The sequence below is a fragment of the Sneathiella sp. genome, assembly GCF_002694385.1.
Taxonomy (GTDB): domain Bacteria; phylum Pseudomonadota; class Alphaproteobacteria; order Sneathiellales; family Sneathiellaceae; genus Sneathiella.
In genome coordinates, this window is sequence record NZ_NZMB01000010.1 from 154,208 (window position 1) to 170,214 (window position 16,007).

The 16,007-nt window shown below is 58.7% G+C and carries 9 protein-coding genes; all 9 read left to right on the plus strand.

The features are described from left to right. Nucleotide 1 precedes the first annotated feature (1 nt). The 9 genes from CMN55_RS05400 (at nucleotide 2) to CMN55_RS05440 (ending at nucleotide 15,981) form a co-directional block, all read left to right on the plus strand. Entirely contained in the window at nucleotides 2–1,129 is a 1,128-nt protein-coding gene (locus CMN55_RS05400) for an efflux RND transporter periplasmic adaptor subunit (RefSeq protein ID WP_293948520.1), read from the plus strand. Nucleotides 1,130–1,162: 33 nt separating this feature from the next. Beyond that, nucleotides 1,163–4,795: an efflux RND transporter permease subunit gene (locus tag CMN55_RS05405; protein ID WP_293948521.1), complete on the plus strand. Its 3,633-nt coding sequence runs from the start codon at nucleotides 1,163–1,165 to the stop codon at nucleotides 4,793–4,795. 89 nt (nucleotides 4,796–4,884) lie between these two features. After that, on the plus strand, nucleotides 4,885–5,901 hold the full coding sequence (gene dctP / locus CMN55_RS05410; RefSeq protein WP_293948522.1) for a TRAP transporter substrate-binding protein DctP: 1,017 nt from the start codon (nucleotides 4,885–4,887) through the stop codon (nucleotides 5,899–5,901). Between the two features lie 109 nt (nucleotides 5,902–6,010). Then, a complete protein-coding gene (pgi, locus tag CMN55_RS05415; protein ID WP_293948523.1) occupies nucleotides 6,011–7,636 on the plus strand; it encodes a glucose-6-phosphate isomerase in 1,626 nt (541 codons plus the stop codon). A 182-nt stretch (nucleotides 7,637–7,818) separates the two neighbouring features. Beyond that, nucleotides 7,819–8,958: an efflux RND transporter periplasmic adaptor subunit gene (locus CMN55_RS05420; protein WP_293948524.1), complete on the plus strand. Its 1,140-nt coding sequence runs from the start codon at nucleotides 7,819–7,821 to the stop codon at nucleotides 8,956–8,958. After that, the gene (locus tag CMN55_RS05425; RefSeq protein WP_293948525.1) at nucleotides 8,958–12,080 is read left to right on the plus strand and encodes an efflux RND transporter permease subunit; all 3,123 of its coding nucleotides are present in this window, start codon (nucleotides 8,958–8,960) and stop codon (nucleotides 12,078–12,080) included. Before CMN55_RS05420 ends, CMN55_RS05425 begins: the two co-directional genes overlap by 1 nt. An 18-nt stretch (nucleotides 12,081–12,098) precedes the next feature. After that, nucleotides 12,099–14,420, plus strand: a complete 2,322-nt coding sequence (locus CMN55_RS05430) for a heavy metal translocating P-type ATPase (protein ID WP_293948526.1) — start codon at nucleotides 12,099–12,101, stop codon at nucleotides 14,418–14,420. Between the two features lie 83 nt (nucleotides 14,421–14,503). Next, a complete protein-coding gene (locus CMN55_RS05435; RefSeq protein WP_293948527.1) occupies nucleotides 14,504–15,088 on the plus strand; it encodes an HdeD family acid-resistance protein in 585 nt (194 codons plus the stop codon). A gap of 158 nt (nucleotides 15,089–15,246) precedes the next feature. Further along, nucleotides 15,247–15,981, plus strand: coding sequence for an SDR family NAD(P)-dependent oxidoreductase (locus CMN55_RS05440; RefSeq protein ID WP_293948528.1), 735 nt, complete (start codon nucleotides 15,247–15,249; stop codon nucleotides 15,979–15,981). Nucleotides 15,982–16,007: the final 26 nt, after the last annotated feature.

The window sequence follows — 16,007 nt, forward strand, 5'->3', positions numbered from 1 at the left end:
CATGAACCGGTTTGCCCTCACCGCATGCGCCCTGATCGCCCTTGGCGCCCTTGCAGCCTGTGATTCCGAAACCGACCAGCCAGCAGCGCCCCTGCAACCGGTGCGAGCGGAACTGCCGACGCATGATTCCGGTATCGGCAATATCCACTATTCCGCCAATATCGAGGCAAATACGCAGATCAATGCAACCTTCAAGGTGACGGGCTATGTCACCTCCCTGTTGCAGGTCAAGGACAGCGGCAGCACGGATCGCGCTGTTCAGGCCGGGGATCCTGTTGCCAAGGGCGCCGTTCTGGCGACGGTCGATTCCAAGGATATCCGCGACAGCCTTACCCAGGCCAACAGCCAGGTCGCCGCGGCCGGGGCCAACCTCAACAAGGGCAAGCAGGATTTTGACCGGGCGACATCACTGTTCAATTCCGGCAGCATGACCGCGCCCAATTATGACGCGGCGAAACAGGAATATGAAAACGCCGTGGCGCAGATGGAAAATGCCCGCGCCGCCCAGAAAATCGCCCAGAATAATATTGCCGACTTCAATCTGACATCGCCGCTTGACGGGGTGGTGCTTCAGCGCAACGTCGATGTGGGAACACTGGCGTCGCCGCAGGTGGTGGCCTTTGTGATTGCCGATACCGCCACGGTGAAAGCTGTCTTCGGTGTGCCGGACAGCGCAGTGCAATCCCTCAAACTCGGGGATGAGATCCGCCTGACCACGCAGTCCCTGCCGGACCGCCAGCTGACCGGGCGGATTTCCGAAATTGCCCCCTCCGCAGATACCAGCAGCCGCGTTTTTAACGTCAAGGTCACGCTTGATAACAGCGACAGCCTGCTCAAGGTCGGCATGATTGCCGCCCTCAACCTGCCGAAAGGCGCGCCGACGGCAACGCTGCCGCCGCTGATCCCGCTGTCCGCCGTTGTTCGCGCCGCCACAGACCCCAAGGGCTATGCCGTGTTCATTCTCAACGATGGCGGCGACACGACGACCGTCCGGCTGACGGATGTCCGTCTCGGTGATGTGCATGGCAACCGGATTGCCGTTCTCGGCGGGCTGGATGAAAAGGCGCGGGTTGTTGTCAATGGCGCCTCCTTCCTCCGGGATGGGCAGCAGGTCGCGGTCATTCCGTGATGAGTTCGTGTTAATCTGACGGGGAGGCCGCCGGTGAAGGATATTACGGAAACCCGCAATACTGCACGCTATTTTACCGAAAACAGGAATATCGCCTGGGTCTTGCTGCTGGCGGTGCTGATGTGGGGCGCCTATGGCTATCTAGCCATGCCCAAAGCCAAGGATCCCGCCATTCAGGTGCGCGTCGCTTCCGTTATCACAAGCTGGCCCGGCGCCGAGGCAACAAAGATCGAACAGCTTGTTACCCGCCCGATCGAGCGCCAGATCGCCCTCAGCTCCGCGCTGCATCCCGTCACGCCAACGAAATTCGCTGTCAAATCGATGACATTGCCCAGCCTGTCCATTGTGCAGATACAGCTTGACGAAGACCTGAAAGACACCAAATCCGCCTTCAATGAGATAAACCTCAACCTTCAGTCCCTCAGCCTGCCTGCGGGGGCGGGCCCGATCCAGTTCAATGACGGTTTCGGCGATACGGCGGCGATCCTGATGACCATCGCAAGCCCGACGGAAAGCCCGATTGAAATCTCCCTTCGCGCCCGCGATATCGCGCGGGAGATCACCGCCGCCCGGCAAAGCGCGACGGGCACGGACAGCAACAGACGTTCGCTTATTGTCGTGATGCCCCGTGATATCTCCCTTGCCACCCCGGCCCGGCATATGGAGATGTTCAAGGATTTCCTGCGGGCAAGCGGCGCCATCGCCGATCCCGTCACGGTGAGCGGCGCAGGCTTTATCGGCCTTGATTTCACCTCCGGCCTTGCGGATACGGAGATATTGCAGGAGCTGGATCAGTTTCTTGAAACGAAACTCGCGCAGGCAAGTTTTCATGAAGACGCCTGGCCCGCCATCATGATTGATGATCCGGCTACGACGGAAGCCCGGTTGCTGGCCTCTCCCGGTGGCAAATACAGCTATCGGGAGCTCGATAATTTCAGCGACCTGATCATCCGCCACTTGCAAACCATTCCGCTGGTGACGGTGATCAACACCTCCGGTACGGTGGATGAGCGGATCTATCTTGAATATTCGCAGGATCTGCTTGCTTCCTACGGCCTGACGCCCGGCGATGTCAGCAACGCCATTGCCGCCCGTAACAGCGATATTTCCGGCGGCGAGTTTCATGCCGGTGGATCAAATGTTCTGGTGCAGCCCGTTGGCAAATATAAAAGCCCCGAAGAAATCGGCGATACCGCTTTCACCAAATCGTCGACCGGCGCGCCCGTTTATCTCCGCGATATCGGCGCGGTCGTACCGGGCTATGTCTCCCCGCCGAATTTCCTGAATTTCTACAACTGGCGGGATGAAAACGGCAATTGGCAGCGCGGCAAGGCCATCTCGCTGGCCATCCAGATGCGCGAGGGCGGACAGATCGGCAAATTCGGCGAGGCCGTCGATGCGGTCTTGCAGGAAATCCGTCCGCATCTGCCCGATGATCTGGTGATCGAGCGGGTATCGGACCAGCCCTCCCAGGTTGCGGAGAATATCGACCTGTTCATGACCGCCCTGATCGAGGCGATCGTGCTTGTCGTCGCCATTTCCTTCCTCGGATTCTGGGAGTGGCGGTCGGCCATTCTGATGATGGTTTCCATTCCGATTACATTGGCCATGACCTTCGGCATTATCGACACCCTCGGGATCGAGCTGCAACAGGTTTCCATCGCGACATTGATCATTGCCCTCGGCCTGCTGGTTGATGATCCGGTTGTCGCCGGCGACGCCATCAAGCGGGGCCTTGCCGAAGGCCAGCCGCGCACGCTGGCCTCCTGGCTGGGCCCGACGAAGCTGGCCCATGCCATCATGTTTGCGACGATTACCAATGTGGTCGCCTATCTGCCGTTCCTGATGCTGAGCGGGAATACCGGCGAATTTCTCTACAGCCTGCCCATTGTCATGACAACGGCGTTGGTCTGTTCGCGGATTGTGTCGATGACCTTCCTGCCATTGCTGGGCTATTACCTGCTGCGTCCGCGCAACCGGGCGGAACCCACCATCGAGGAACGGCGCCAGCGCGGCTTCAGCGGCCTTTATTTCAGGGTGGGCAGCTTTCTGATCAATCACCGGAAAAAAGCCCTGCTGGCGTCCTTGCTGTTCATCGCGCTGGCCATTCCGCTCGGCAAGACGCTGAAGTCTTCCTTCTTCCCCGATGATGTCCAGTACATCTTCTATGCGGATGTCGCATTGCGCAACAATGCCACAATCTATGAAACCCGGAAGGTGACCGAACAGGCCGTCGCCATCATCCAAAAGGTCGCGCAGGATTTCGGTGCCAGCCTTGATGCGGAGAGCAAGGGCGATCCGCTTGAGTCTATTGCCAGCTTTATTGGCGGGGGCGCGCCGCGTTTCTGGTTTTCCGTCACGCCCCAGCTGCATCAGCGCAACTATGCGCAGCTCGTCATGCAGGTCAATGACAAGGAACTGACCGGCGAGATTATTCCGCATATCCAGAAAGCGTTGAGCGCAGGCATACCCGAAGCCATCATTGATGTGCGCCAGCTCCAGACCAACCCGGTCCCCTACCCGATTGAAATACGTCTGTCGGCAAGATCCGCCGTGCAGTCGGAGGGGCCGGAATCGGAAGCGGAAATTGCGACCCTGCGTCGTCTTTCGGCTGAGCTTGTCACACTTCTCGCCAATGCCCCGACTGCCGCCCGGGCGCGGGATGACTGGGGCGGGGAGTCCCTGCAACTGCGAATCGACATTGACCCTGACAGGGCCTTTCTCGCGGGTGTCAGTAATGAGAATATTGCCGCCTCATCTTCCGCCGGGCTCAACGGCAACCAGGTCACGACTCTGCAGCGCGGCGACAAGAATATTCCCGTCGTCACCATTCTGACGCCATCGGAGCGGGCGCAGCTTTCCGATCTCGAAAATCTCTATGTTTTTCCATCCGTCGGCACGACCAAGGTGCCGCTTGGCCAGATTGCAACGGTGGAGTATCAGCTGCATACCGAACGCCTGCTTCGCGAGGAGCATTTCAGGACCGTCAATGTCCGCGCCTTCCCGCTTGACGGCGTTCTTCCTTCCGAAGTGATGGCGGAGATCAGGAGCGACCTTGAGGCCTTTGAAAAACGCCTGCCGCCCGGATTTTCCATGGCCATCACCGGCGAGGAAGCCAATGCGAAGAATGGATTCCAGCAGCTCATCATGGTGCTCGGCGTGTCGGTTGCGCTGATCTTCATCGCGCTTGTCTTCCAATTCAAAAGCACCGTGAAACCCTTCATTGTCCTTGCCGCCGTTCCCTATGGCGTGATCGGCGCGCTGATCGCGCTCGCCCTCACCGACAGTCCGTTCGGTTTCATGGCATTTCTCGGCATTGTCGCCCTGATCGGCGTGATCGTCAGCCATATCATCGTACTGTTCGATTTTATCGAGGAAATGCACAAAAAAGGCGAGCCCTTGCGGGAGGCGCTTCTGGATGCGGGAATTGTCCGTCTGCGCCCGGTTCTGATTACCGTCGGGGCGACCGTTTTCGGGCTTATCCCGCTTGCCGTGCATGGCGGGCCGCTCTGGCAGCCGCTCTGCTATGCGCAAATCGGCGGACTGACCATCGCCACCTTTACAACCTTGCTGCTGGTGCCCGTCATCTATTCCATATTCGTCCTGGATCTGAAGGCCGTGAAGTGGGAGGACAGGGAATCTTACCGAGTGCAAGCGAATGCGTGACAAATACGGTGCGGTATCAGTATAGTCTGCGGCGATATCTTCATCGGCTCCGGCCGTAAGGAATGGTGCATCAGCAGATCGTTAAAAAAATGTTCAAAATAAAGTATATGTTCGCAGTCCTGCTCGGCCTGTTTCTTGCTGTTGGAAGCGGTTATAACGCCGATGCCGCCCAGCTCATGCGATGCAGCCATCAGCTTCCGCCTGGTAGTCATATTGCAAAAGTCATTGATCAATGGGCGACAGAAATTGAAACACTGACCGACGGCAAGCTCGATGTTCAGATCAATGGGGCCAACAGCCTGGTTCTGGCGCCCCGCAACGCCGCCGCCGTTCGCGCCGGAGAGATCGAATGCGCCTTTTCCATGAACAGTGAGTGGGCCGAAAGCCTGCCCCTGATGGATGTGACGCTGGAACCCTTCGCCCTTCGCAATGTCGAGATATTGAAACGCTGGGACGGATCGCCACCCGCTGAGCTGCTTGAGCGGGAGATCCAGAAAACCGGCCTGACCAATCTGGTCTGGCTGTTTACCACCTGGCGGACCGCCATCACCTCGAACGATCAGTTTCTGATCAAGCCTGACGATTTCAAGGGTGTCCGCATCCAGGGTCTTGGCCCCCACTCGAATGCCGCTTTTGCAGCGCTGGGCGCCACGCCTGTTGAAATGGCCGACATGGCCGCTGTCGAGGCGTTACGGGAGGGAAAGCTCGACGCGGGGCTGACAAATCTCTCCTCCGCCCTGTCCAGCCGCTATTACACGGTACAGGATCATGTGACCATTCTGCCTCTTTTTGCGGTTTATTATAACGGCTACATCAATACAGAATGGTTTGCTGCCTTGCCGCTGAATTATCAGGAGGCCATCCGGGAGGCCAGCCGCAAGGCGGCTCTCTGGGCCATCGAAGCAAGTGAGATTTCCGCCGCCGCCGCGCCCGGATTGCTGCGGGAGGAGGGCATGAAAATCCATGTCGCCACGGAACAGGAAATCGAGGCACTGCAAAATATCATGCGCCCCGCCTTTAACCGGGCCTTTCTCGGTCAGACCGGTGAAAATGGCCGCAGGCTGCTGGAATACATGGACAGATATGTAACGGGGGCAACGCCATAAATTCGCCTTTTAGGCAAATTATCTGCATTTTGAAGAGTTCCTTAACCCGTCGCGGAATATGTTTGCCGAAACCGCTGGCGGCGGAATGCAGATTGGCAGGAGAGAAGGCATGCAAGAAGATATTTGGTCGGACCTGACCGGATATTACGAAACAGTACGCGACCTGCCTCTGACCGGGCTGTTTGAGCGCGATAGTGCGCGGTTCGACCACTTCTCCGTCATCTTTGATGACATGCTGCTGGATTATTCCAAAACCGCCATCGACAGGCGGGCCCGTGACCTGCTTCTCCGCCTCGCAGACGCGGCAGATGTGGAAGGCAAGCGCGATGCCATGATGCGCGGCGGCATTGTCAACCGGACGGAAGGGCGCGCCGCCCTGCACACCGCCCTTCGAAACCGCAGCAATCACCCTGTCACTGTCGGCGGTGAGGATATCATGCCCGGTATCAATGCCAATTTGGTGCGGCTCGCCGCCTTCGCCGACGGCATTCGCAGCGGCCGGATCACGGCGGCGGACGGCGGACCTTTCACGGATGTCGTCAACATCGGCATTGGCGGATCGGACCTTGGTCCGGCCATGGCGACCTTTGCCCTCTCCCCCTATCATGATGGTCCGCGTCTGCATTTCGTCTCCAATATCGACGGGGCGGAGATAGGCGACCTCCTGAAGCGGCTGGACCCGCAGCGCACGCTTTTCATTGTCGCTTCCAAGACCTTCACCACGATCGAAACCATGACGAACGCCGAAACAGCCCGGCGCTGGATGCAATCGGCGCTTGGTGAGCGCGCCGCCGATCATTTCGCCGCCGTCTCCACGGCGCTTGAAAAAACCACCGCCTTTGGCATACCGCCGGAACGGGTTTTCGGATTTGCCGACTGGGTTGGCGGGCGTTATTCCCTCTGGGGCCCAATCGGACTGCCCCTGATGATCGCCATCGGACCCGAGCGATTTGACGAATTCCTGTCCGGCGGGCATGAGATGGACCGGCATTTCTGCACCGCAGCGGGGGCACAGAACATGCCGCTCATGCTCGCCCTTGTCGGCATCTGGCACAATAACATCTGTGGTTTCAGCAGCCGCGCCATTCTGCCGTATGATCAGCGGCTTGCCCGCCTTCCGGCTTATTTGCAGCAGCTCGACATGGAAAGCAACGGCAAACGCATCACCCTTGATGGAGAGTTGATCCTCCGCGATAGCGGACCCATTGTCTGGGGTGAACCCGGCACCAACGGCCAGCATGCCTTTTACCAGCTTCTGCATCAGGGCAGCCGCATTATCCCGTGCGAATTTCTGGTGGCCGCGCAATCCCATGAAGCGCATTTGCAGAACCATCACCGGCTGCTCCTCGCCAATTGCCTGGCCCAGTCCGAAGCCCTGATGAAGGGCCGAAGCTATGAGGAAGCCTCAGCGCGCCTTGCCGAGGAAGGCAAGACAGCCGCCGTGCTTGACCTGGCGCGCCACAAGAGTTTTCCGGGCAACCGGCCCTCCACCACCCTGCTGTATCGCAAGCTGGATCCGCGCACCCTTGGCCGGATTATCGCCCTTTATGAGCATCGCGTTTTCGTCGAAGGCGCGATCTGGAACGTCAACAGTTTCGACCAATGGGGCGTTGAACTTGGCAAGGAGCTGGCCGCCCTCCTGCAACCGATGATCGGAGAAGACGGGCAGTACGCGGGCCGTGACGGCTCCACCCACGGTCTTCTGACGGCCATTGCCCGGCTCCGCCGCGACTGATCCCATATCCGGCGCTTTCCGCTGCCGTTTCAGGAAATTTTACATCTCCAACTGACCGTTTTGTTGAATTGGTCACACTTTTGGCGGAAATCCTCCCGTTACATACGAACCTGTGGTTTACGGATCGCGGCAGAAATGAAAGAATGCCGCTTCGGTTGTTGTCCCCCATCAGGAGAAGTTTTATGCGGCGGGTTTCCGGTTCCTTTTGTTCCCTCATTCTGGTTCTGGCGGCCATCGTCGTGGCCATTATTCCCACCGGACAGGCCGCCGCACAAGGCGCCCCCAACGGCGCGCCGCCCGTGCCTGCGGTACTGGTTTCAAAGGCCGCGGAGATGGATATTTCTGATGAAGCCATCTTTTTTGGTCGCGTCGAGGCGACGGCCCGTGTCGATATCAACGCGCGGATCGACGGCTATCTTGCCGAAGTTGCTTTCACCGAAGGCAGTATGGTGCAGGCAGGCGATCTGCTGTTCCGGATTGAAAGCGGCGTCTATGAGGCCAATGTGGCGCAGGCGCGCGCCAACCTGGCAAGCGCCAATGCCGCTGAAAAGCTCACAAAGCTGAGCTATGAACGCTCCCGCGAACTGGTCAGCCGCAAAACTGTCTCTCAGGCCCAGCTTGATCAGGACCTTGCCAAATATGAGGAGGCGCAGGCGAATGTCGCCGCCCGCCGGGCTGAACTCACGCTGGCGGAAATCAATCTCGGCTATACGGAAATCCGCGCGCCCATCACGGGCCGCATCGGCAAGGCGAACCAGTCCAAAGGCTCGCTTGTCGGCCCGGCGAGCGGCTCCCTCGCCCTGCTGGTGGCGCAGGATCCCATTCATGTCGCCTGGCCGGTATCCGACAAGCTGTTTACGGAAATCAGCAAAACCCGCCCCGATACAAAGAATGTGACGGTGCGCCTCAGGCTGCCCGATGACAGCATCTATGAACATACGGGACATATCATCTATGCGGAGCCGAGCGCGAACAGCACGACCAACACGATTACCGTTCGCGCCGAATTTCCAAATCCCGACCAGCTGCTGGTGGACCGTCAGCTCGTCAATGTCCTGATTGCCAGTAACGATACGCAGAAATATCTTGTCATCCCGCAGGATGCGCTGCTGCTCGATCAACAGGGCGCCTATGTCTTTGTCGTCAACGATGAAAACAAGGTGGAAATACGGCGGATCACAACTGGCCCACAGCGGGGCCTGTCGCTCGTCGTTGAACTGGGGCTGAAAACCGGTGATCGCGTGATTACCGCCGGGCAACAGAAAGTGCAACCGGGCATGACCGTTAACGCGACACTTGCGCCTGAAGCTGCGGGGAACTGATGATCTACGATTTCTTTATCCGCCGGCCGAAATTCGCGCTGGTGCTTTCCATCGTCATCACCCTGGCCGGCATTCTGTCCATGTATGTCATTCCGGTGTCGCAATATCCGGAGATTACCCCGCCGACGGTTCAGGTCTCCACCAGCTACGCCGGGGCCAATGCCAAGGTTGTCGCCGATACGGTTGCGCAACCGATTGAAAGCGCGGTCAATGGCGTTGACAACATGCTCTATATGAAGTCCGTCAGCAATTCCGACGGCAGCTATGCCCTGACCATTTCCTTTGCTGTCGGAACAGATCCGGACCTTGCTACCGTGAACACGCAGACACGGGTCAGCCAGGCCCTGTCCCTGCTTCCCGATACGGTGCAGCAGAACGGTGTGACGGTCCGCAAGCAGTCCAATTCGATATTGCAGATTTTCGGCTTTTATTCCGATGACGCCAGCCTCGATCAACTGCTGATCAGCAACTATCTGACCATCAATGTCATTGACCAGTTAAAACGCATCCCGGGGGTTGGCGATGCGTCTGTCCTCGGCGCCTCCACATATGCCATGCGCATCTGGATCGACAACCCGACGCTGATGTCCAATCTGAGCCTGACCAATCAGGACATCATCAACGCCATCCAGCGGCAGAATATTCAGGCCCCCGCCGGTCGGTTGGGGGCGCCGCCCGTTTCCGATAACCAGAGCCTGCAACTCATCGTCACCACCAAGGGGCGGCTGTCCTCGGCGGAAGAGTTCGGCAATATCATCCTGCGGGCGCAGGCGGACGGCTCCATTGTCAGGCTGCGCGATGTCGCACGGGTTGAGCTTGGCGCCCAGAGCGCGCAACAGGAAGTCAAGCTCGGCGACGCGGAAACCGCAGGCGTTGCCATCTATCTGGCGCCCGGCGCCAATGCCGTGGTCACCGCCAAGGCCGTGGATGAGAAGATTGCAGAACTTTCCGAACGTTTCCCGGCCAGCATGACTTATCGGAAATTCGTCGACAGCGCCGAATTTGTCGATGACATGATCACAAAAGTCATTGAGACCCTGCTGGAGGCCTTTGCGCTCGTCGCTATTGTCGTCTTTGTCTTTCTCGGGCGCTTCCGCGCGACCATTATTCCGCTGTTTGCCGTTCCCGTTGCCATCATCGGTGCCATAGCGGTGATCTATCTTTTTGGCTATACGGCCAATATCATCTCACTTCTCGCCCTTGTGCTGGCCATCGGTATTGTCGTCGATGACGCCATTATCGTCGTTGAAAATGTCGAGCGGGTGATGGAGGAAGACCCTCACCTCACCCCCGCGCAAGCGGCCAAAAAGGCAATGAACGAAATTGCCGGATCGATTATCGCCATCACTTTCGTGCTGCTCGCCGTTTTTGTCCCGGTCGCCATTCTGCCCGGCTCCTCCGGCGTGCTGTTCCGGCAGTTCGCCATTGCCATATCGGCCGCCATGGTGATTTCGGCCATCAATGCCCTGACCCTGTCTCCGGCGCTGTGCGCCCTCTTTCTGCGCCCCGGCAAGCCGATTGTCTTCATGCGCCCCGTCACCGGCTTTATCAACCGGATCGGCGATGGCTATGCCGGTCTGATCAAGAAGCTGGTGCGGGTTTCCGTCCTCTCTATCGTTGTCGCCATCGGCTTTGGCGCGATTGCGGGATACGGCGTGAAGACGACCCCGGCCGGGTTTGTCCCCGAGGAGGACAAGGGCTATGTCATGATCATCTTCCAGCTACCTGCGGGCGCGTCATTCAATCGCACCATCAAGGTCGCGGAAATGACAAGCAAGGCCCTGGAAGGCGATCCGGCCGTCAATGTGGTGGGCCGGGTGACCGGCCTCGACCTTCTGAGCGGAAGTATCGCGTCCAACGCCGGTGTCGTCTTCATCAACCTGAAGCCCTATGCAGAGCGCACAACGCCCGAGATGAGCTCCACCGCCGTGCTGATGCGGGCGATGCAGAAACTTTCCGGCATTGCCGAAGCCACCTTCATCCCCATTAATCCGCCCGCCATTGACGGCCTTGGCAATGCGGGCGGCTTCGAATATGTGCTGCAAGCCCTGCAAGGGCAGGAGCCCTCGGAAATGGGCGCGGTGCTGCGTAATCTGCTGGTTGCCTCCAATCAGAATCCGCATATCGCCGCCGCCTTTTCAACCTTTGAAGCCAACACGCCGCAAGTCTCTCTTGATATCGACCGGGACAAGGCAATGACTCTCGGGGTTGAGATCGCCGATGTGTTCGGCGCGCTGCAAAGTCAGCTTGGCGGCTATTATGTCAACGACTTCAATCTGTTCGGACGGACATGGACCGTCTATGTTCAGGGCAGCGAGGAGTATCGCTCCAGTATCGACGATATCTACGATATCCAGATCCGCAATTCGGACGGCGAAATGGTCCCCGTCTCCAGCTTCACCGAAGCAAAGCTGATCAGCGGGCCGCGCCAGATAACGCGTTATAACAACTATGAAGCCGCCTCCGTCATCGGCAATCCGGCGCCAGACAGCGGCATCGGCGTTGCCATGACAGAGATGGAGGCGATTTCAGCGGAAAGCCTGCCCTCAGGCTACGCTTACGAGTGGACGGGGCTCGCCCTGCAACAGGTGGAGGCGGCGGGAAAAACCTCTCTGGTGATCGGTCTCGCCTTCGTTTTTGCCTATCTGTTCCTCGTCGCGCTTTATGAAAGCTGGAGCATTCCTGTCGCCATTCTGGCCTCTGTCATTGTCGCCGTGGTGGGGGCTGTGGCCGGGATTCGCATCGCCGGATTGTCGTTCGATCTCTACGCCCAGATCGGTATCGTGGTGCTGATCGCGCTGGCCGCGAAAAACGCCATTCTGATCAATACCTTTGCGCTGGAGCAACGCAATCTCGGGCATCCGCTGGCCCAATCGGCATCAGATGGCGCCCGGCTTCGCTTCCGTCCCGTCATGATGACCAGCTTTGCCTTCATCATGGGGCTGGTGCCGCTGGTCATCGCCAAAGGGGCCGGGGCCGGGGCGATGGTGGCGCTCGGCATCCCCGTCTTCGCCGGCATGCTGGCCGCCGCAACTGTTGGCATGATCCTCATCCCGATGCTATATGTATCCTTCCAGTGGCTGCGCGAGAAGGCGGGCTGGAGACCCATCGTCGAAAGGTAACATAGCAGGATTATCCTCATGACCAGTACAGGCGCGGAAACGGCGATTGATCCGGTCTGCGGCATGACCGTCAGATTGGACGCGGGCAAGCCGACCCACACCCATAATGAGGAGACCTTTCACTTTTGCAGCCAGAAATGCTGCAATCGCTTTGCCGCCGACCCCTATTTTTATCTAAGCGGTGGCCACAAGAAGCGCCAGAAATCCGCGCCGAAAGCCGCGCAATACACCTGCCCCATGCATCCGGAAGTCATCAGCGATCATTTCGGGGACTGTCCGAAATGCGGCATGGCACTGGAACCCATGGGCGCGCCGACGGCGGATGACGGGCCAAATCCTGAACTGACAGACTTCACCCGCCGTTTTTGGGTCAGCCTGGTGCTTGCCATACCGCTGATGATTGTCAGCATGGGCGAAATGGTCGGCCTGCCGATTGAAAACTGGCTTGGCGCCCATCTTGCCAACTGGCTGCAGCTTGCGCTCGCCACCCCTGTTGTGCTGTGGGCCGCTCTTCCGTTTTTCAAACGCGGCTGGTCCTCGATCGTCAATAAAAGCCCCAACATGTGGACTCTCATCATGCTGGGGGTCGCCGCGGCTTATGGCTTCAGTGTTATTGCGACCCTGCTGCCCGGCAGTTTCCCCCCTTCCTTCCAGACCGCCGCGGGTGTTGTGCCCGTCTATTTCGAAGCCGCCGCCGTCATTATCGCGCTTGTCTTTCTCGGGCAGGTGCTGGAGCTGCGGGCGCGGGAACAGACAGGCTCGGCCATTCGGGCATTGCTCAATCTCTCCCCCAAGACCGCGCGGCGGATCAACCCCGATGGATCGGAATATGACGCGCCGCTTGAAAATATTCTGGCCGGGGATCTTATTCGTGTGCGGCCCGGCGAGAGCATCCCGGTTGATGGTGTCGTGACCGATGGATATTCCGCCGTTGATGAAAGCATGATCACCGGCGAGCCGGTTCCTATCGAAAAGATTGCCGGGGATAAGGTAACCGGTGGCACGTTGAACGGTACCGGATCCCTCGTCATGCGCGCCGAACTTGTCGGTGCCGATACCATGCTGTCCAAGATTGTCGATATGGTGGCCAGTGCGCAACGCTCCCGCGCCCCCATACAGGGCATGGCGGACAAGGTGGCGGCCTGGTTCGTACCGACGGTGGTGATTGTCGCCGTAATCGCCTTCATTGCCTGGAGCCTGGTCGGACCCTCTCCCGCCCTGATCCATGCCATTGTCGCCGCTGTCTCGGTTTTGATCATTGCCTGCCCCTGCGCCCTTGGCCTTGCCACACCGATGTCGATCATGACCGCCACGGGGCGCGGCGCCTCTGTTGGCGTGCTGGTCCGCGATGCCGAAGCACTGGAACGCTTTGCCGGGGTTGACGTACTGGTGGTTGATAAAACCGGCACACTGACCGAAGGCCGCCCGCAGCTAACCGATGTCATCACTGCAAAACCGGGGGAGGAGGATATGCTTCTCACCCTTGCGGCCGCTCTTGAAAAAGGCTCAGAGCATCCGCTGGCCGAGGCAATTGTCGCGAGCGCGACCGAACGCGGCCTCCGTCTTCCCGCGGCCACTGAATTCAATGCGGTGACCGGCATGGGGGTTGTAGGTCAGGTTGACGGGCAACGTATCATACTTGGCAACCGGGCGATGATGGCGCGCCATGCTATTCAGCTGGACGATTTCGAAGGCCACGCGATCAAACTACAGGAAGACGGCAAAACGGCCATGTATGTGGCGCGTGAAAAGTCCCTTGTCGGCATTGTTGCTGTCGCGGATCCCATCAAAAAAACGACGGAACAGGCCATCGCCAAGCTGCATGAGCTTGGCCTGAGCATCATCATGGCGACCGGTGATAATGAACGGACGGCGAAAGCCGTCGCCGCCCGCCTCCATATTGACGATGTCCGCGCCGATGTGCTGCCCGCAGACAAACAGAAGTTGATCGAGACATTGCGCGCAAAAGGCCATCGCATCGCCATGGCGGGGGACGGGGTCAACGACGCCCCCGCCCTTGCCGCCGCAGATGTCGGCATCGCCATGGGCACCGGTGCGGATGTCGCCATGGAAAGCGCCGGGATCACTCTGGTGAAAGGGGATCTGACCGGTATTGTCCGGGCCCGCAAGCTGGCCATCTCCACCTTACGTAACATCAAACAGAATCTCTTCTTCGCCTTTGCCTATAACGGCGCCGGTATTCCGATTGCCGCCGGCATTCTGTATCCGTTCACCGGCAGCCTGCTCTCGCCGATGATTGCCGCCGCGGCGATGAGCCTGTCTTCCGTTTCGGTTATTTCGAACGCCCTGCGGCTTCGCACCCTCACGCTTGACGAGTGATGCGATCCGCAAAATTCCGCTTTTGATTTATAGCACTCTGGTTTTATAGTTCCCGTATGCCCTTGACTTCTCGGGAGCCTGCCATGAGTGAAATCACACCGCCCAGTCTCGACGATCTGAGACAGAAAATGTCCATTGAACTCGCCAAACACTGGAAACTGATTATGTTCCAGGGGCTGCTGATCGCCCTGCTCGGCGCCGGGGCCATTCTGCTGCCGCAATTTGCAACGCTGGTTGTTAATATCTTCATCGGCTGGCTGCTGATCATTGGCGGTATTTTCCGGGCGCTGACCCTGTTCCAGTCTCCCCGCATGCCGGGCATGGCATGGTCCGCTCTGGCCGCCTTGCTCGCGATTGTGCTCGGCGTGCTGCTGGTCGCCAAACCAGTTGAGGGCATGATGACCCTGACCATGATCATGGTTGCCTTCTTTATTATTCAGGGCGTTCTCTCCATCCTGCTTTCCCTGCATTTTCGCCGCATAGTCCGCAGTTGGGGCTGGACATTGCTGAGCGGCATTGTCGATCTCATCCTTGCCTACCTGATCTGGCAGGGCTGGCCGGACACCGCTACATGGGCCATCGGCCTGCTGGTGGGTATCAATATGCTGTTTGCGGGGATGGCGTTGATCACTGCAGCAATCTCATTGCGAAACACGGGAGGTAGCTAAACCATCCCAACCTCAGCTACTCCGAAGCCCCGCCGATTTTCAGCGGGGCTTTTCACTTATATGGAACAGACGCACCGCGCAGGGGATTATGCAACTAATGCTTTACTCCCGCCTCCTCTCGCCTCTAGACTTCAAGAAAATAAAAAGGGAGATTAAGCGTGAAAGACCTCGACTTTTCCAACAAAACAGCCCTCGTCGTCGGCGGATCCAGCGGGATCGGAAACGGCATCGCCCACGCGCTGAAAGACCGGGGCGCAACCGTTCATGTCTGGGGCACGCGCGATGCCGCCAAAGATTACGATGGCGTCGAAGGGTCGGATTTACGCGGGCTGCATTATGACAAGATGGATGTCGCGGATTTTGACGCGATTGAGAATTATACTTCGCCTTTTGACACGCTGGACATTCTGGTGCTCTCGCAAGGCACAGTCGTTTATAACCGGGGCGAGTTCGAGATGCCCGGCTGGCTGAAGGTTATGGATGTCAATCTCAACAGCCTGATGGCCTGCGCCGCCAAGTTTGACGACATGCTGGAAGCCTCGAAAGGCTCCCTCGTCATCATCAGCTCCACCGCCGGATATCACGCGACAAAAGGCAACCCCTCCTATAACGCCTCTAAAACCGGCGCGATCGGTCTTGTCCGCACGCTCGGACAGGCATGGGCCGGGCGGGGCATCCGGGTCAATGGCGTGGCGCCGGGACTTGTCGATACCAAGCTCACCAAGGTCACTACGGACAATCCCACACGCCGGGAAGCCGCCATTTCCCACATCCCGGCCAAACGTCTTGGTACGCCGGAGGATATTGCCGGGGCGGTGCTGTATCTCGCCTCTCCGCTCGCAAGCTATGTCTGCGGTCAGACCATTCCGGTCGATGGCGGGCTGATCCTTTAACAGACCGGATAACAGGGAACAGAAAA